Raw genomic sequence first — 16,023 nt, forward strand, 5'->3', positions numbered from 1 at the left:
CTACTCCGTGGTTTCAAGACGTTCTGCCATGCGACCGACGCGCTCGCCGGAACGGCGGATCGACAGCAGGAACAAAGCGATGGTGAGGGCGGTCGCACCGTAGCGCAGCGCGACCCTCGCCCACGGTTTGGCAGCGATCCCGCCAAGAATACTGACGATCATCTCTGGCCCCTGCGCCAGTCATCAAGGCGCACATAGATCGTAACGACGATACCCCCAAGCGCCACGGCGATGAACACCCAGCGCAGGGTGTCGAGATACGGGACAAGCGGAAGGATTGCCGTTTGGGTTTCGGTCAGGACGTTCTGCGCGACCTCGACCCCTGCCGCGCCCAGCGTCGCGACACCCGCCGCGCCGCCACCTTTCATCGTGCGGCTTTCGGCCAGCACTTCGCGCATGGGCGGAGTCTCGGCCGCAAAGGCAGTCGCGCGGACCGGGAAGCGCTCGCCCCATTGGCGCTCGGGGTCGAGATCAACGTGGATGAAACCCGAGCGCGGATAGAAGCCGAACCCAAGGAAGCCGACAGCGCGTGCCGCCGCCTCAAATGCAACGGGGTCGTGGTTTGACATGGCAATGTCGAAGGCTGCGCCGTCCATGTGTTTGGACCGCGTCGCGCCGCCGACGGCGCGGTTGTGCTCCGGGCTGCGATAGGCAGAGCGGACGATCAGCGGCATACCCAGACGGTCCCGCAAGGCCTGCAGCTTGTCGAGCGCCAGTTCGTTGATCAGCAGTTTGCCGGTGTCGCGGCAGGCAATTTCGGCGGGCGAGAAGTTGGGCCAGCGCCAGGTTACCTAAGGCAAGTCGCGCCATATTCACCTATCGTCAGGGGCGCCGCCGCCAATTCCAGGCCGAAGAAAGAAACCTGTGATCTCTTCCGGCGTCGCGCGGTCCACGGCGCCATCAGCAATCTCGCTCTGTGACCAGATCCATGTCGCGGCAGGGTCGTGCAGCATGGCCCACTCTCCGAACGCCCTCTCCGATACGGCCTCGGCCACATGCACCTTCATCTCGAGGTGCCGGTCGTCGCCTTTGATGCGCTCTACGGCGTTTCGCACCTGTTCTTCGGGGCCTTCGAGCCACTGCAGGTAGATGTCGGCGCGGCAGATAAGGGCACCCGTTATGCCGTCCCGAACATTCGCACGCCTGGCGTCCATCAGGATGCTGTTCAGAATTCCCTCGTCGTAGCCGAACGGCCGAGACGAATAGATGGCCCGAAATAGGTCCACGGAGGAATCCTTTCATGTGTAAGGCGACCCCGCCAGGCGCGGGGTCATCGTTCGCTGCCCTAGGGGTCCGGCGCAATGTCATCGGCCAGCAGCACCCGCGCCGCTGACGGTTAGCACAAGCCTGTGCGCAACAATAGTCGAAGCGCGTATCAAAGACTTCGTTCTGTTTACCGGGTCCTGTCAACAATCTGCAGGAACGGCTCGGTGTCCGGATCGAGGTCCGGCCTCTTGGGCTGGTTCAGGCCGGTTTCGATCGCCCGCCGATGCGGGTCGACGAGGCAGAGTTGGGCATGTGGATGTCGCGCCTGGCGCTCAATCTCGTCGGGGACGCGCCACTCAGGGGGCCTTCAGAACGCCAGACCTGCCGCTGAAGGTCTTGCGATCTTTCAGCGTCATGCGCACGGATCTCGAGCCGTCCGATCCGCTTCAGCAGGTTCCTGACGCTGGACACATGCCAACGTCCACCGCGCCGGGTCTGCATGCCGGAGGCGTTGAGTTGGGCGGCCAGGGCTCGAAGGGTGCTGTGGCCTTGTGTCTGCAACTTTCGGACCACCGGCGCGAGGGATGCCGCATGCAGGTCCGCATTGGCCACCACAGTCACCCCGAGCGCCTCTCCGCCCTTTCCCGCCCGTCTGAGGGCCCGGGCGCCATTGGGGTTGCCCAGCTTCACCCCTCGCGCCTTGGCTGCTGCCAGCGCCTCCTTGGTGCGCCGCGAGATGGCTTCGCGCTCCTGTTGGGCGACGAGGGCCATGATGCCGACCGTCAGATCGTTGGCCTCCGGCATGTCGCAGGCGAGGAAGCGGACGCCGCTGGCCTGCAATGTGAGCAGGAAGGCGGCATTGCGGCTGAGCCGGTCGAGCTTGGCGATGACCAGCGTGGCACCGGTGAGCCGGGCGAGGTCGAGGGCCGCTCGCAAATCCGGGCGGTTGTTCTTCCCGCCGCTCTCGACCTCGGTGAACCGCGCCGTGACGTCGGAACCGCTGACTGCGGCATAGGCGTCGATGGCCGCGCGTTGTGCCTCGAGGCCAAGCCCGGAGCGCCCCTGCCGGGCCGTCGAGACCCGCTCGTAGGCCACGAGCCTGCGGGATGGGACAGTGTCGCTGACCATGTACACACCTGCCTGACGTTGGTTGCGCAGGTGTGTACAGCCATCCTTCGGGTCAGATGTGTAGCGATCAGGAGGTCGTAATGCCGCCCTTGGTGATGCGGGGACCGGGATGGTCCTGTTTGTCCCTCGATCCGATCTCGCTCCTGTTCCCATCTGCATCGATCACCACGAACTGGATTTCGAGCGGAGTCGGTTCGAGCTCCTCTGGCGCCGGTGGCGCCGCGATGCGCGAGCGCGACGTTGGCGTGATGCCCAGCTCTGACATGTAGCGGCCCATCAGCTCCAGTTGCTTGTTGGCGATGGTGATCCAGGGCGATTGCTGGACATAGCCCGAGGGCGTCTTGATCAGCTTCGGGGTCGCGCGCTGCTTCTGAACCGCCTCGACCCATGCGCTGTAGGACTGGCAATAAGCCGCGAAGGCCGCGCGATCGGCCACGGTCAGGATGCCCGCATCGAACAGCGTCCGTGCCAGCCTGCGCCATTCCTTGCGCACCACCGCATCAAGATGCGCCGGACAGCGCGGCACACCGCCCGCCTTCAGCTTGGGCGCCGTTATTGGCGTGGGTTTACGACCCCTCAAGGCGCGCGTCCTCCGCTGGAGCATCCGCAACGCCGTCGATCTGCTGCGTTCGCTCGGCAATCCGGTCCAACATCTTCGACAAGGCGATGGTAGCTGTCCCCTTGTGCTCGATCGCGGTCTCGCCCGAATGCTCGATGCCGGCCTTTTCCTGCCACCCGGCCTGGGTCTTGAGATAGAAGATCGACGAGGTTGTGCAGCCCGAGCGCGCCTTCTGCAGCAGCCCGTTGACCACATGCGCGATCGCCTTGGCTTTTCCTCTTTTGTAGTGCGCAAGAACCTCAGGGTCGCGTTCGCACATGGCGCGGAAGGTATTGCGGGCGATGCCGAAGTAGTCGGCGATCTGCTCCTGGTTCAGCAGCGCCGCCAGGGTCTCGACCTCGGATCGTTGGTGGTCGCTGAGAGTAATCGGCGGGCGACCCATCTCAGGCGTCCAACACACGCTCAAGCGCACGCTGTTCGAAGGCGGGCCCTGTCGCCCCCAGTGTCGCGTGCTGCCCCGTGAACGCCTGCCAGCGTTGCACGGCTACATCGACATAGGCCGGGTCCAGTTCCATCGCCAGGCAGGCCCGCCCCGTTGTCTGCGCCGCGATCAGCGTGGTGCCGCTCCCGCAAAACGGCTCATAGACCGCCTGCCCCGGGCTGGAGTTGTTGAGCATTGGCCGGCGCATGCACTCCACCGGTTTCTGTGTGCCGTGGACGGTCTGGGAATCCTGGTCCCGGTTCGGGATCTGCCACAGCGTCGATTGCTTGCGGTCGCCGGACCAGTGCCCCTTGCCCCGGACAGCGTAGAGCAACGGTTCGTGCTGCCAGTGATAATGCCCACGGCTGAGCACAAGGCGGTCCTTCGCCCAGATGATCTGGCTGCGGATGTCGAAGCCCGCAAGCACGAGGCTCTCGCTCACCGTGGCAGCATGCAGCGCCCCGTGCCAGACATAGGCGACGTCGCCGGGATAGAGCTCCCAGGCCGCGTGCCAATCGGCGCGGTCATCGTTGGCGACCTTGCCAGTGCGTTTGGTCTGCGCGGCGCCGGCCGCATTCCGCCACGCCGGGTCGTAGTTCACGCCATAGGGCGGGTCGGTGACCATCAGATGCGGGCGAACATCGCCGAGAAGTCGCGCCGCGTCGTCCGGCCTTGTCGCATCGCCGCACATAAGACTGTGATCGCCGAGCAGCCACAGATCCCCTGCCCGGCTGACCGGACTGGCCGGCGGCTCGGGCGTCGTCTCCTCGCCCTCCTGCGACAGCCCGCTCGCAAGCAGGTCGTCCAGATCCGCGCCGTCAAAGCCGATCTCGCCCAGGTCGACCCCCAACTCCCCGAGGTCGGCCAACTCCAGCCCCAGCATGGCCCGGTCCCAGCCGGCCTGTTCGGCCAGCCGATTGTCCGCCAGGATATAAGCCCGCTTCTGCGTCTCCGAAAGATGGCCAAGTTCTATCGCCGGCACCCTGCCCAGCCCCAGCTTGCGCGCCGCCAGCACCCGACCGTGGCCCGCGATGATCCCGTTCGCGCCGTCCACCAGCACCGGGTTGTTGAACCCGAACTCCCGGATCGAGCCCGCAATCAGCGCAACCTGCGCGTCGCTGTGGGTCCGCGCATTGTTGACGTAGGGAATGAGGTCCGCCACCGACCGATGCTCGATAGCCCGCACACCAACCGCCCCATCAAACTGCTCCGATACCGCCTTCGCCATGACCCCACCTTACTTTGGGTTGCGCCTTCGCCTGCCCCTACGCAGCAGCATATCACGTCCGTAATCCATTGTAATCTTGTCATTTAATGACATCCCCCGACATCTGCTGACAATTTGGAGACGCCTCGGTGTTGAGTTGGCGCCGGCTATAACGTCAACATTACTGACGTTAATGCGGATCCCAGCCAGCGAGTGGCCCAAGCGGGGCTTCCAGCGCGGCTCTCGCGGCCTCTGTGCCGCCGTCGAGCCAGTAGACCCGTTGCCAGGATCGGCCTCGACCGGGCAAACGGTAGGCCGCCGATTTAAGGGACAAATCCCTTGTATATATAGAAGGCGCTTGTCCCTTAAATAGCGTCCTCTGAAAGGCCTGGCGGGCCTGTTCGAGGGAACTGAACATCGCGGGGTAACCCGAGCTCGGCAAAAGTTCGATGTCGGTTCCCTCTGGCTCAATGCCTCTGAAATCGAAGTGCTTCGGTGCCTAGCCAATAATTGTATTCTATTTCAAAGTTTTGGCGGAAATTCACCGAAACGATGCAGGCAACAGGTCCAGAGAATATCGACCCTGAGAGACCGCTTCCGTGCCTCATGGCGCCCACGCCAGTGCTCAGCCCCTACCGCATAACCCTCGAAAACAACGAGAAAATCCGGCCGTAGCCAGATCGGGAGAACGCTTTCGCAGGGGCAGGTGGCGGAGCGGAGGGAACCGAGATCCAACGCCCTCTGCCCCATAAGTCATTGGTTTTTCTATATGAACTGCGTTTGAACTTGTTGTCTTCTCGATAAGCGACTGGCGTCCAAATCGAATGGCAGACGACGGACGACGACTTTGCTGCGTGAACGGAGCGGTCCTGTCTTGGAGGCAAGCCGAACTTCCGGGCGTATCTGCGCGAGAACTGTGGCGAGCTTTCGCATCCGACCGTGCGGATGTTTTCCATCGCGACGGGCGACGATGTCGATGCACTCTTCACGGATTGGCAAGAGAGCCTGAACGGAAGCGGGTATCCCGTCACGCAGGGAGCAGACGACCTGCTGGACCGCTCGATCGAGTTTTCCGGGCCAGGCATTGCAAATGCAAAGATCATCGTTTCGCCCACGTCCGAGGACGGGCGCAGCATCATCGAATTCGACGCGACTCGGGATTGAATGCCGGCGGTCTCCCCGTTTCGGCAAGGTGCCGAGTGCCCCACGCTTTCACAATTTCCGGAGCGGTGTAACGTGTGCCGATCTTCCGGGTCCTCGGGACAGCATGCCATTGAATGGGGAGATGCCGCCGATGACTGAAGAACCCTCCTGCCAGTTTTTGCGCTCGAATGCCTGCCGACAACCCCTGTGGGCCCTCGCCGTCGCGCCGGTCGCACTTCTCTTGTCGGTCTCCGTCGCGCTGGCCCAGTCCGACCGGTTCGAACGCGCCTGGCCCGACACCGACTTCTCGCGGCTGGCCGTCGACCTAGGCGAAGTCATGTCGGGCGGGCCACCGCGCGACGGGATCCCCGCGATCCTAGATCCCGCCTTCATCCCCGCCTCAGAGGAGACGCGACTCGACGACCGCGAACCGGTGATGACCTATGTGCCGGACAACGGCCCGGCTCGTGCCTATCCGATCCGCTACCTTATGTGGCACGAGATCGTGAACGATGTGGTGGGTGGGCGCCCCATCGCGGTCACCTTCTGCCCGCTCTGCAATACCGGCATGGTGTTCGACGGGCGGTTGGACGGTCAGTCTCTGACCTTTGGCGTCTCGGGCCTTCTGCGCCATTCCGACATGATCATGTATGACCACCAGACGGAAAGCTGGTGGCAGCAGGCATTGGGAGAAGGCATCGCGGGCGAGATGACCGGGCGGGAACTGACGCAGCTTCCGGCCTGGATGGAAAGTTGGGCGGCGTTCCGCGATGCGCATCCTGACGGGCTTGTCCTGGATGAGCCGAATTGGCGCAGGGCCTATGGCACGAACCCGTACCGCAACTACGACACCACGCGGCCTTTCCTCTACTCCGGTGAGGATCCGCCCCATGACATCCCGCCGCTGGAGCGCGTGGTGCGCGTGGGGGACCGGGCATGGCCACTGACTCGCCTGCGGGCCGAAGGTACGATCACGGAGGCGGGCCTGACGCTGAGCTGGGCCGAGGGGCAGGCCTCCGCGCTCGATAAGGGCGACATCGGAGAGGGACGCGAGGTGGGCAATGTCCGTGTGCGGGATGTGCAGGGCCAGGACGTCGCGCATGACATCCCCTTCGCCTTTGCGTTTCACGCCTTTCACCCGGACGGCCGCTGGATGCTGGGTAACTGACGTTCGGTGCAGCTGATACCTCGTCTCCTGGCCCCAGCCCTGACGGTCACTCTAGCACGTCTCGGCTTTGCGGCCGTTCTGTTGCCTTGGTTCGTGATCGGCGGGCTGAGCAAGATCGAGGGCCTGACCTTGTCGGTCGGTCCACCCGCTGGCGTCTGGCCGCTGAGCCTAGGGGCGTATTACGCGTTCCTGCCCGATGTGATGGCAGAGGGCGCCGCGCCGACACTCGGACAGCATGCGTTTGTCCTGAGCATGACCTTGTCCGAACTCGTTCTGCCTCTCATGGTCGTAGCGGGGCTTGGCGGGCGGATTTCGGCGGTGCTGCTGATCGTGCATATCTGGATTGCATCGCTGGCCACGGGCCAATTGATTGCGACCGGAAGCCTGTTCGACGCGAGCCCCTTCGATCCGGGGCCAGATCAGGTTGTTCTCTGGACGCTTGTCTTGCTGCCGGTTGCGGTCCAGGGCGCGGGACCGATCTCGATCGACGGACTTCTTGCGCGACTGCGTAATGGGCGCAGCCCAGCCCAGTGACACTCGGGCGGACACGCACATGTTCATGGACATCAGCCGTCAACGCCCGGATCGTCGGATCAATGGACACAACGAAAGGATATACCGACATGAAACATTTGCTTGCAATTGTAGCCATTGGACTTTGGGCCGCGCCCGCCTTGGCCGAGACCGGCGACATTGTGAAGGTACCGACATCGGGGAGCGTGGAAGCTACCGCGGGCCGTCTCGTGACGGCCATTGGAAACGCGGGTGCAACCGTCGCGGCTCGCGTCGATCACGGCGGCGCCGCAGCTGGGGCCGGACTGGAGCTGAACGACGCCGAACTCGTGATCTTCGGCAATCCACAGATCGGAACACCGGCCATGCAGGATGACAGCCTGGTCGGCCTCTACCTGCCTCTCAGGGTGCTGGTCTATGAGGACGCCGACGGACAGGTATGGCTCGCCTACGAGGATCCCGCAGCGATGCTGGGCAGGCTCGATGGGGTCGGGTCAGACGCGCCGTATCTCGAAAGGATGCGGGGTGCCCTGCGCAACCTGACGGCGGCTGCGGCCTCGGAATAGGGCCTGCCCCGGCAGTCTTTCCGGGGCAGGCCTATTGCTCCGAGACCTATCGGGCGAATCGGCCTGAAGGGGCTTCAGTCCACCTTGTAGGGCGCGAACACGTCGTCGACCGGCGTTCCGGCAAGGTGATTGACGTAGTTGGAGAAGGTCTTGCAGGCGATGGCGAGCACGACGCCAAGAACCTGCTTCTCGCCATACCCTGCCGCAAGGAAGGCCTCAACGGCATCCTTGCCGGGGTTTCCGCGCGAGACCAGCATCGCCTCGGTGAACTTCGCCACGGCGTCGAGCTTTGCGTCGGGAAGATCGCCTCCGCCGCGCAAGGCAGCCAGATTGTCGGCAGACACGCCGGACTTCTTGTCCGCGATCATCGAATGCGCTGCGGTACAGTAGGTGCACCCATTCACGCGGCTGATGGTCAGGAACACGGTTTCCTGTTCGGCCGGGGTGAAGCCGGCGGTTTCGCGGAAGTCCTTGTAGGTGCTGAGGTAGCCCCCAAGAACGCCCGGCAGGTTCGCCATGTAGGTATACATGTTCGGCACGAAGCCGAGGTTCGCTTTCGCGCCGGACAGCAGTTTTTCGGCCTCACCCTCGGCAGTGTCGAGGGTGGTCGGGGTCATGTCGAGCAGGGGGTCACGGATCATTAGAGTCTCCGATAATTACAGAATGATCGTTCTGTATCTTGCATGTGAGGGAGACGCCAGCTATTTTCGGAATGACCGGTTCAAATATGGGTGAGATCATGGAAGCCCACAGCGATGCTCACCGGCCTCGCGGGAGGCCAAGGGGCGTAAAGCCAGAGCAGGCGCTTGAAGGGGCGATGCGCGTGTTCTGGGCCGATGGCTATGACGCGGCGTCGATCGACCGGCTCTGTCGGGCTACTGGGATGCCGCGTGCCAGCCTCTATCAGGATTTTGGTGGCAAGGAGGGTCTGTTCCTCGCGGCCATCGCCCATTACGTCGAGACCCGCATCGGACCGGTCGCCGATGCGCTCGAGCCGAGCGGTTCACTGGATGCCGATCTCTCGACCTATTTTGCGAGGGTTGTGGCGCTCGCCACGGACGACAGCCAGACACCGGGCTGCCTGATTTCCTGTGTGCTGGCAGAAGTCGCTGGCGCCAATGACACCTTTCGGCTGGAACTCGACCGTAGGTTCACCGCGCTTGAAGACAGGATTGCACAGCGCCTCGATCACGAGGTGGCCTCGGGTGCGGTCACGGACACGCGCGCTCTAGCGGGCATGCTGGCGGCCGTCTCGCGCGGCATCATGCTGCGCGCGCGCTCCGGGGCCCAGGCTCAGGACCTTGACAAGATCGCGCGCGTCGCGGTCCGCGCCAGCGCAAGAGAGATCGTCTAGGCCCCTTCCGCACCTTTCGAGATCGTTTTCCAAAGGTGCGTGTAGCGATACTTGCGCCGCATCTCATCGGTCATGTCTATGACACGCACATGCCGCTTAATGCCTGCGCCTTCGAGTATGCGGTTCATGAAGTTGTAGAGCGCGGTGACAGAGATCACGTCGAACAGCCCCTCTTCGCTGAACCCGGCATCATAGACCGCCTGCGCATCGGCCATGCCGGTGCCGGGCGGATCGACGGTCAGGCGGCGCACGAAGGCGAGAACAGGCTTCATGCGCGCGGGCAGGTCCGGGCGGTCAAGGTCGATGCGCAGATCGCCGAACAGGTTGGACGGAATGCCCCAGGCCTTGGCGTGATCGCGATGCGCCGAGAAACAGTAGTGGCACTGGTTCAGGGAGGAGACATAGGCCGCGATCAGCTCGCGCTCGCCGACCGTCAATTCGCTGTCATTGCGCAGGATCGCGTCGTGGTATTCGAGCAGCGGCAGAATCCCGCGTTCGGGAAATTTCCTGAAAAGCCCGAGAAGTTCGAGGTTCGGGATGGATGGAAAATGCGACATCGGTCCTCCTTCAGCCATGTGCCAGGATCGTTTGGCGAACTGTCCACGGAACCTGCATTCCATCCGTCCGCATCGCCAAAACTCACGCCCCTTTGATAACCGGTCATCATCTTTTTAGACAGTCTGTTCTGTATTTCTGTTAGATCGGCACGAAACGTGGCGCCCTCTGCGGTGGCACCTGCCCCGTATGGAGGACTCCGCCTTGAAGAAACCGTTGCTCCTGCTTGTCCTTCTCGGTCTCACGGCCGGTGCAGTTTTCCTCCTGCGACAACAGCAGATCGACCTTGAAACCCTGCGCAGTCATGTCGATGCGCTTGGCGAATGGCGCGCGTCGAACGCCGCACTGGTCATTGCGGGGTTCTTTGCAGCCTATGTGCTGGTCACCGCCTTGTCGCTGCCAGTGGCCACATGGATGACCTTGGCGGGAGGAGCGCTCTTCGGGTTCTGGCAAGGGGTGCTGATCGTGTCCTTCGCGTCCACCTTCGGCGCGACGCTCGCCTTTCTTGCGGCGCGCTACCTGCTGCGCGATTGGGTGCGCGATCGTCTTGGGGACCGGGCAAGAGCCCTTGATGCCGGGCTTGCGAGAGATGGCGCATTCTACCTCTTCACCTTGCGTCTGATCCCCGTGGTTCCGTTCTTCGCTGTGAATCTGCTGATGGGGCTTACACCGATCCGGACTTTGACCTTCTACCTCGTCAGTCAGGCAGGAATGCTGGCGGGAACAGCCGTCTATGTGAATGCCGGAACGCAACTTGCGCAGATCGAAGACTTGTCCGGTATCGTGTCGCTCCCGCTGCTTCTGTCCTTCGCGCTTCTGGATCTGTTCCCCTGGATCGCGCGGATGATCGTGCAAATCGTCCGGGGCAGAGCGAGGGACACCGGAGCACAGGTCGAAGAACAAGCATGATCGACGCCGCTCTCCTACCGCTCCAGCGCCGGGTTCTTTGGGCGCCAGCGCGTCGGCTGGCGGCGCTCGGCGTGACGGCGGATCAGATCACGCTCGCGGGATTCGTCATCGGCGCGCTCAGCCTGCCGGCCCTGGCATTCGGGCTGCACGGCCTGGCGCTGGTTCTGATCGGCCTCAACCGCATCATGGACGGTCTCGACGGGGCTGTTGCAAGGCTGACTGCCCCGACAGATCGTGGTGCTTTTCTCGACATCGCACTGGATTTCGTCTTCTACGCGCTCGTTCCGCTCGGCTTCGCGCTCTCGGATCCGGCGCAAAACGCATTGCCCGCAGCAGTTCTGATCGCGGCGTTCGTCGGCACCGGGTCGTCCTTTCTTGCCTTTGCCACGATTGCGGCCAAGCGGAGCCTCAGGGCGGACGCCCATCCCTCGAAGGGCATCTACTACCTGAGCGGCCTGACCGAGGGCGCGGAGACGATCGCGCTCTTCGTGACGATGTGCCTGTTGCCCGACCTGTTCTCCATTCTTGCCTATGGCTTCGCGGCGGCCTGTGCCGTCACGACCGTGATGCGTTGGCATCAAGGTTGGGTGGCATTCGACCCGGAAGAAAATTCACGAGAGCGTGTAACGGACGGCGAGTCCACGGGTCCTTGGGTCGATGCTCCTGCAGAATGAGGATCTTGAATGCGCCTGCGACTGACACTTGCGATGTTGGCCACCCTGATCGCCCCCCCGGCCGCAGCCGACTGGCAGGCCACGCTGGACGCCGCGCGTGGGCAGACCGTCTACTGGAACGCCTGGGGCGGGGATGAGCGGACCAATGCCTTCATCGCATGGGTCGGAGAGCAGACCGAGGTGCGCTACGGAGTAGCGATCGAGCATGTCCGGCTGAGCGACACGGCCGAGGCCATGACCCGCGTGATTTCGGAACGGGCGGCAGGCCGGGACACGGGCGGGTCGGTCGATCTCATCTGGATAAACGGTCCGAATTTCCTTGCGATGAAGGAGCAGGACCTGTTGTTCGGCCCCTTCGTTGCGGATTTGCCCAACGCGGCATACGTGGACCTCACGCCGGGCGCTCCCGCGACCTTGGATTTCACCGTGCCGGTCGAGGGCATGGAAAGCCCGTGGCGGCTGGCGCGCTTCGTCTTCAGCTACGACAGCACGCGGGTAGATGCACCCCCGCGCAGCATGGCCGGTTTCGTGGACTGGGCCGCGGCGAATCCCGGCCGCATGACACATCCCGATCCGTCGAACTTCATGGGGGCAACGTTTCTGAAACAGGCGCTGGTCGAACTAGCGCCTGATCCCGCCGCGCTGCTGGACCCGGTGACGGAGGAGAGCTTCGCCGAACAGACCGTACCGCTCTGGGCGTGGTATGACGCACTGCGCCCGAACCTGTGGCGGCAGGGCGAGACCTTCCCCGAGAACGAGAGCGTGCAGCAACAGCTTCTGAACGACGGCGAGGTGGACATCTTGATGTCGTTCGATCCCGCCTCGACCGCGGCGGCCATCACGCAGGGCCTGTTGCCGGAGACGGCGCGTGTCTTCGTGCCGGAGGGCGGTACCATCGGCAACGTTAGCTTCGTGGCCATCCCCTACAACGCCGCCAACGCCGCAGGAGCGCAGGTCGTGGCGAACCATCTGCTCGACCCGGCCGTTCAGGCGCGGATGCAGAACATCGAGGTTCTGGGCTCCTTCTCGGTGCTCGACCCCGCCCGGCTCGACGAGGACGCGCGCGCCTCCTTCGACGCGCTGCCGACCGCGCCCGCCCTGCCCACTCTTGAAGAGCTCGGGCCCACTCTGCCCGAACCGCATGCAAGCTGGATGACCCGCCTGACCGAGGAATGGGCAAGGCGCTACACGCGGTGACGGCACACCGCGCCGATGGACGCCTGCTCAGGGCGGCCGTGCTGGTCACGGTTGCGCTCGGGCTCGTGCTGCCCATCGCGGCGGGGCTCTGGCAGACCGGGCGCGCGGGCGCGGGGCTCATGCCGGCCATCGGAGCGACCGAAGCCTCGCTGGCCCCTTTCCAACAACTCATCAACTTGCCGGGCTTCGCCACGGCGCTGCGGCTGACACTGGTCACGGGGCTGGGGGCCACCGCGCTCTCGATCCTTCTGGCCGTGGGCGTCTGCGCCGCGACGCACGGGCGCATGTCAGCGCGTGCGAGCGGGCGCCTGTTGACCCCGTTCCTCGCGGCGCCCCATGCCGCGATGGCGATCGGCCTCGCCTTTCTCCTGTCGCCCTCGGGCTGGATCGCGCGGGCGCTCGCCCCTGTCCTGGGGTGGGACCTCCCGCCGATGTGGGCCACCGTGAACGATCCGGGTGGAGTGGCGCTGATCCTCGGTCTGATGATCAAGGAGGTGCCGTTTCTGCTCCTCGTGATCCTGTCGGCGCTCAGCCAGCTGCCCGTCCGCCAGCATCTCGCCGCGGGCCGGTCGCTGGGCTACGGACGCGGCATCGTCTGGATCAAGGTGATCATGCCGCAGGTCTGGCCGCTGATCCGGCTGCCGGTGATGGTGGTGCTGGCGTATTCCCTGTCGGTCGTGGACATGGCGCTGATCCTCGGCCCATCGAACCCGCCGACGCTGGCGGTTCTGCTGCTGAGGCTCTTCACCGCACCCGACATCGAGCTGATGCTGCCGGCCTCGGCGGGGGCGCTGGTGCAGGCGCTGCTCGTCGCGGCGGCCTTCGCCCTGCTGTGGCTGCTGGAGGGGGCGGGCCGCGCCATCGGACGCTGGTGGGTGCGGCGCGGCGGCCGGGGCCTCTCGGCGGAGCCGGGGCTGTGGCTCTCGACGGCGCTTTCGGCGGCTCTATTCGCGGCGGGCGCGGCTGCCATGCTGTCCCTCCTGGTCTGGTCGCTCGCGTGGCGCTGGCCGTGGCCGGGTCTGCTGCCCGAGAGCTGGTCGCTCCGGGCGTGGTCGACACCCGGCAGCGGCTGGGCCGCAGCGCTCGGCAACACCCTGATCCTCGCCGCGTTCACCACCGCCCTCTCGCTCGTGCTCGCCATCGCCTGGCTCGAGGGCGAGGACCGGGCCCGGCGCGGCCGCGCCGGCTGGGCCGAGGCGCTGATCTACCTGCCGCTGCTGGTGCCGCAGATCGGGTTCCTGTTCGGGCTGAACGTGCTGTTCCTGCGCCTCGGGCTTTCGGGGGGATACCTCGCCGTGATCTGGGCACAGGCGCTCTTCGTTTTTCCCTACGTGATGATCGCGCTCTCGGACCCATGGCGCGCGCTCGACCCACGGCTCGTGCGGGCCGCGGGTTCGCTGGGCGCGGGGCCGTGGCGACGGCTCTTTACCGTCAAGCTTCCGGTGTTGCTCACGCCGATCCTGACGGCGGCGGCCATCGGCGTGGCCGTATCGGTCGCGCAATACCTGCCGACGCTCTTCATGGGGGCGGGGCGGATCGCGACACTGACCACCGATGCGGTAACGCTGTCCGCGTCGTCTGACCGCCGGGTGACCGGGGTCTATGCGACGCTTCAGGCCGGGCTGCCCTTCGCGGCCTATGGCGCGGCCCTCCTGATCCCGGCGCTGCTGCACCGCAATCGCCGAGGCCTTCAGGCAGGGGGCGCACCATGACGCTGGAGCTGCACGAGGTCGCCGTCGCGCCCAAGGGCGCCGGTCCGCTCTTCCCGCCGATCACGCTGACGGTGCGTCCCGGCGAGGTAGCGACCGTGATGGGGCCATCGGGCATCGGCAAGTCCACCCTGCTCGACGCCGTCGGCGCGCACCTTGCGCACGGGTTCACCCTGTCCGGCAGCATCCGCCTCGACGGCAGGGACCTCTTGCCTTTGCCGCCCGAGACGCGGCGCGTCGGGCTGATGTTCCAGGAGGCGGTGCTGTTCCCGCACCTCTCGGTCGGCGACAACCTCGCCTTTGGGCTGGCACGCTCGGTCCGGGGCCGCGCCGCGCGGCGCGCGGCGGTCGAGGCGGCGCTGGATCGCGCGGGCCTTGCCGACCTTTACGACCGCGATCCGGCGACGCTCTCGGGCGGGCAACGCTCGCGCGCGGCGCTGATGCGCACACTTCTGGCCGAGCCGCGCGCGCTCTTGCTCGACGAACCCTTCTCCAAGCTCGACGCTACGCTGCGCGGCGACCTGCGCGCCTTCACATTCACGCATATCCGCAGCCGAAAGATCTCCGCCCTATTGGTGACCCACGACCCCGCCGATGTCGAGGCTACCGGCGGAAGTGTCATCGAGCTGACCGAATGGGCACCTCGAGGCTCAACAAGGGAGTGCCCGCATCATACGAGACGAAGAAACCCTGACCCAGAACGAGGAGAGACACCGTGACCCTGAGCGAAAAGCAATCGAAGCTGTGCGACCAGAACCCGCATGATTTCTCGGACCTGCGCGCGGTCCTGTTCAACACATCCCTGAAGAAGGCCGCGGACACGTCGCACACGCGGCTTCTGCTGTCCGTTGCCGGGGAGATCATGGAACGCAACGGTGTCGAGGTCGAGCATGTCCACGCGGCGTCGCATCAAATTGCCTACGGAGTCTATCCCGACATGACCGAACATGGCTGGGACCGCGACGATTGGCCCGCCCTTTGGGACAAGGTGCGGACCGCCGACATTCTCGTCATCGGGACGCCGATCTGGCTTGGCGAGGAAAGCTCGCTCTGCCGCGTGCTGATCGAACGGCTCTATGGCATGTCGGGAATGCTGAACGACAAGGGCCAGAGCATCTTCTACGGCAAGACCGGAGGCGCGGTGGTGACCGGCAACGAAGACGGCATCAAGCATTGCGCCATGACCATTCTCTATGCACTCGGCCATCTGGGCTATGTCATCCCGCCCCAGGCCGACTGCGGCTGGATCGGCGAGGCGGGGCCCGGCCCGTCTTACGGTGACGATGTTGATGGGGCGCCGGCAGGGTTCGACAACGATTTCACCCAGCGCAACACAACGATCATGACCTGGAACCTGTTGCACATGGCGCGGATGCTGAAGGACGCCGGCGGGCTGCCCAACCACGGCAATGACCGCAACGCCTGGAAGGCGGGCTGCCGCTTCGACTACGAGAATCCCGAGTATCGCAGTTGAGGGTCATGATGCGGAGCACACGCAATATCGTTGTCCACATGTGTCAACGGATGGAGATATGGTTGAAAGTTGGTGATGGCCCCTGAGGGGCGGCATATCATGGCGGTGCTGAAGCGCCGTCAATTCTCAAAGAGAAAGGGATATGCCACATGTCGAAATCTACCGTTGTTCCATTCGAGC

Annotated in this window: 19 protein-coding genes and 1 pseudogene; 11 read left to right on the forward strand and 9 right to left on the reverse strand. The window is 64.6% G+C overall.

Going from position 1 to position 16,023, the window contains the following annotated elements; all coding sequences use genetic code 11:
- The 7 genes and pseudogenes from ROA7023_RS25595 to ROA7023_RS20330 all read right to left on the reverse strand — a co-directional run bounded on the left by ROA7023_RS25595 (nt 1) and on the right by ROA7023_RS20330 (nt 4,602).
- Nucleotides 1-162 carry a hypothetical protein gene (locus ROA7023_RS25595; RefSeq protein WP_306372509.1) on the reverse strand — a complete coding sequence of 54 codons (162 nt, stop codon included), beginning with the start codon at nt 160-162 and terminating at the stop codon, nt 1-3.
- A pseudogene (locus tag ROA7023_RS20305) lies at nt 159-812 on the reverse strand (D-Ala-D-Ala carboxypeptidase family metallohydrolase). The gene ROA7023_RS25595 and the pseudogene ROA7023_RS20305 overlap by 4 nt, the downstream one beginning before the upstream one ends.
- Entirely contained in the window at nt 813-1,226 is a 414-nt protein-coding gene (locus ROA7023_RS20310) for a BLUF domain-containing protein (protein WP_085880827.1), read from the reverse strand.
- A gap of 238 nt (nt 1,227-1,464) precedes the next feature.
- Nucleotides 1,465-2,301, reverse strand: coding sequence for a recombinase family protein (locus ROA7023_RS20315; RefSeq protein ID WP_234992367.1), 837 nt, complete (start codon nt 2,299-2,301; stop codon nt 1,465-1,467).
- A 100-nt stretch (nt 2,302-2,401) separates the two neighbouring features.
- On the reverse strand, nt 2,402-2,914 hold the full coding sequence (locus ROA7023_RS20320; RefSeq protein ID WP_085880829.1) for a phage terminase small subunit P27 family: 513 nt from the start codon (nt 2,912-2,914) through the stop codon (nt 2,402-2,404).
- A complete protein-coding gene (locus tag ROA7023_RS20325; RefSeq protein WP_085880830.1) occupies nt 2,901-3,335 on the reverse strand; it encodes a hypothetical protein in 435 nt (144 codons plus the stop codon). The genes ROA7023_RS20320 and ROA7023_RS20325 overlap by 14 nt, the downstream gene beginning before the upstream one ends.
- 1 nt (nt 3,336) lies before the next feature.
- Nucleotides 3,337-4,602 (reverse strand): site-specific DNA-methyltransferase, encoded by a 1,266-nt coding sequence (locus ROA7023_RS20330; protein WP_085880831.1) that lies wholly within the window; start codon nt 4,600-4,602, stop codon nt 3,337-3,339.
- Nucleotides 4,603-5,526: 924 nt separating this feature from the next.
- On the opposite strand from ROA7023_RS20330, the gene ROA7023_RS20335 reads away from it, so the two are divergent.
- From ROA7023_RS20335 to ROA7023_RS20350, 4 genes are all read left to right on the forward strand, one after another.
- On the forward strand, nt 5,527-5,745 hold the full coding sequence (locus ROA7023_RS20335) for a hypothetical protein (protein WP_085880832.1): 219 nt from the start codon (nt 5,527-5,529) through the stop codon (nt 5,743-5,745).
- 130 nt (nt 5,746-5,875) lie between these two features.
- Entirely contained in the window at nt 5,876-6,892 is a 1,017-nt protein-coding gene (locus tag ROA7023_RS20340; protein ID WP_085880843.1) for a DUF3179 domain-containing protein, read from the forward strand.
- Nucleotides 6,893-6,898: 6 nt separating this feature from the next.
- Nucleotides 6,899-7,426 carry a DoxX family protein gene (locus tag ROA7023_RS20345; protein ID WP_085880833.1) on the forward strand — a complete coding sequence of 176 codons (528 nt, stop codon included), beginning with the start codon at nt 6,899-6,901 and terminating at the stop codon, nt 7,424-7,426.
- An 89-nt stretch (nt 7,427-7,515) separates the two neighbouring features.
- Nucleotides 7,516-7,971 carry a DUF302 domain-containing protein gene (locus ROA7023_RS20350; protein ID WP_085880834.1) on the forward strand — a complete coding sequence of 152 codons (456 nt, stop codon included), beginning with the start codon at nt 7,516-7,518 and terminating at the stop codon, nt 7,969-7,971.
- Nucleotides 7,972-8,045: 74 nt separating this feature from the next.
- On the opposite strand, the gene ROA7023_RS20355 is transcribed toward ROA7023_RS20350, so the two are convergent.
- Nucleotides 8,046-8,612, reverse strand: a complete 567-nt coding sequence (locus ROA7023_RS20355; protein WP_085880835.1) for a carboxymuconolactone decarboxylase family protein — start codon at nt 8,610-8,612, stop codon at nt 8,046-8,048.
- 86 nt (nt 8,613-8,698) lie between these two features.
- Here ROA7023_RS20355 and ROA7023_RS20360 point away from each other — a divergent pair, with 86 nt between their 5' ends.
- On the forward strand, nt 8,699-9,325 hold the full coding sequence (locus ROA7023_RS20360) for a TetR/AcrR family transcriptional regulator (RefSeq protein WP_159458616.1): 627 nt from the start codon (nt 8,699-8,701) through the stop codon (nt 9,323-9,325).
- Here the strand turns inward: ROA7023_RS20360 and ROA7023_RS20365 are convergent.
- Entirely contained in the window at nt 9,322-9,882 is a 561-nt protein-coding gene (locus ROA7023_RS20365) for a carboxymuconolactone decarboxylase family protein (RefSeq protein ID WP_159458617.1), read from the reverse strand. The genes ROA7023_RS20360 and ROA7023_RS20365 overlap by 4 nt on opposite strands.
- Before the next feature lie 202 nt (nt 9,883-10,084).
- On the opposite strand from ROA7023_RS20365, the gene ROA7023_RS20370 reads away from it, so the two are divergent.
- Genes ROA7023_RS20370 through ROA7023_RS20395 form a run of 6 tightly spaced genes read left to right on the forward strand, consistent with a single transcriptional unit; the run spans nt 10,085 to nt 15,843 of the window.
- Nucleotides 10,085-10,789: a TVP38/TMEM64 family protein gene (locus ROA7023_RS20370; protein WP_085880838.1), complete on the forward strand. Its 705-nt coding sequence runs from the start codon at nt 10,085-10,087 to the stop codon at nt 10,787-10,789.
- Complete coding sequence (locus tag ROA7023_RS20375; RefSeq protein ID WP_085880839.1) at nt 10,786-11,463, forward strand: CDP-alcohol phosphatidyltransferase family protein; 678 nt, start codon at nt 10,786-10,788, stop codon at nt 11,461-11,463. Before ROA7023_RS20370 ends, ROA7023_RS20375 begins: the two co-directional genes overlap by 4 nt.
- A gap of 9 nt (nt 11,464-11,472) precedes the next feature.
- Nucleotides 11,473-12,660 (forward strand): ABC transporter substrate-binding protein, encoded by a 1,188-nt coding sequence (locus tag ROA7023_RS20380; RefSeq protein ID WP_085880840.1) that lies wholly within the window; start codon nt 11,473-11,475, stop codon nt 12,658-12,660.
- Complete coding sequence (locus tag ROA7023_RS20385) at nt 12,636-14,372, forward strand: ABC transporter permease (protein WP_143535684.1); 1,737 nt, start codon at nt 12,636-12,638, stop codon at nt 14,370-14,372. Before ROA7023_RS20380 ends, ROA7023_RS20385 begins: the two co-directional genes overlap by 25 nt.
- Nucleotides 14,369-15,088 carry an ATP-binding cassette domain-containing protein gene (locus tag ROA7023_RS20390; RefSeq protein ID WP_085880841.1) on the forward strand — a complete coding sequence of 240 codons (720 nt, stop codon included), beginning with the start codon at nt 14,369-14,371 and terminating at the stop codon, nt 15,086-15,088. Before ROA7023_RS20385 ends, ROA7023_RS20390 begins: the two co-directional genes overlap by 4 nt.
- Nucleotides 15,085-15,843 carry a flavodoxin family protein gene (locus ROA7023_RS20395; protein WP_085880842.1) on the forward strand — a complete coding sequence of 253 codons (759 nt, stop codon included), beginning with the start codon at nt 15,085-15,087 and terminating at the stop codon, nt 15,841-15,843. Before ROA7023_RS20390 ends, ROA7023_RS20395 begins: the two co-directional genes overlap by 4 nt.
- Nucleotides 15,844-16,023 lie beyond the last annotated feature (180 nt).

Source organism: Roseisalinus antarcticus (assembly GCF_900172355.1).
Classification (GTDB): Bacteria; Pseudomonadota; Alphaproteobacteria; order Rhodobacterales; family Rhodobacteraceae; genus Oceanicola; species Oceanicola antarcticus_A.

Bases quoted from the DNA above. Each gene is read 5' to 3' on its own strand.
- ROA7023_RS25595 (WP_306372509.1), bottom strand. From the start codon at position 162: ATGATCGTCAGTATTCTTGGCGGGATCGCTGCCAAACCGTGGGCGAGG.
- ROA7023_RS20325 (WP_085880830.1), bottom strand. From the start codon at position 3,335: ATGGGTCGCCCGCCGATTACTCTCAGCGACCACCAACGATCCGAGGTC.
- ROA7023_RS20330 (WP_085880831.1), bottom strand. From the start codon at position 4,602: ATGGCGAAGGCGGTATCGGAGCAGTTTGATGGGGCGGTTGGTGTGCGG.
- ROA7023_RS20335 (WP_085880832.1), top strand. From the start codon at position 5,527: ATGTTTTCCATCGCGACGGGCGACGATGTCGATGCACTCTTCACGGAT.
- ROA7023_RS20340 (WP_085880843.1), top strand. From the start codon at position 5,876: ATGACTGAAGAACCCTCCTGCCAGTTTTTGCGCTCGAATGCCTGCCGA.
- ROA7023_RS20350 (WP_085880834.1), top strand. From the start codon at position 7,516: ATGAAACATTTGCTTGCAATTGTAGCCATTGGACTTTGGGCCGCGCCC.
- ROA7023_RS20355 (WP_085880835.1), bottom strand. From the start codon at position 8,612: ATGATCCGTGACCCCCTGCTCGACATGACCCCGACCACCCTCGACACT.
- ROA7023_RS20360 (WP_159458616.1), top strand. From the start codon at position 8,699: ATGGGTGAGATCATGGAAGCCCACAGCGATGCTCACCGGCCTCGCGGG.
- ROA7023_RS20365 (WP_159458617.1), bottom strand. From the start codon at position 9,882: ATGTCGCATTTTCCATCCATCCCGAACCTCGAACTTCTCGGGCTTTTC.
- ROA7023_RS20375 (WP_085880839.1), top strand. From the start codon at position 10,786: ATGATCGACGCCGCTCTCCTACCGCTCCAGCGCCGGGTTCTTTGGGCG.
- ROA7023_RS20380 (WP_085880840.1), top strand. From the start codon at position 11,473: ATGCGCCTGCGACTGACACTTGCGATGTTGGCCACCCTGATCGCCCCC.
- ROA7023_RS20385 (WP_143535684.1), top strand. From the start codon at position 12,636: ATGGGCAAGGCGCTACACGCGGTGACGGCACACCGCGCCGATGGACGC.
- ROA7023_RS20390 (WP_085880841.1), top strand. From the start codon at position 14,369: ATGACGCTGGAGCTGCACGAGGTCGCCGTCGCGCCCAAGGGCGCCGGT.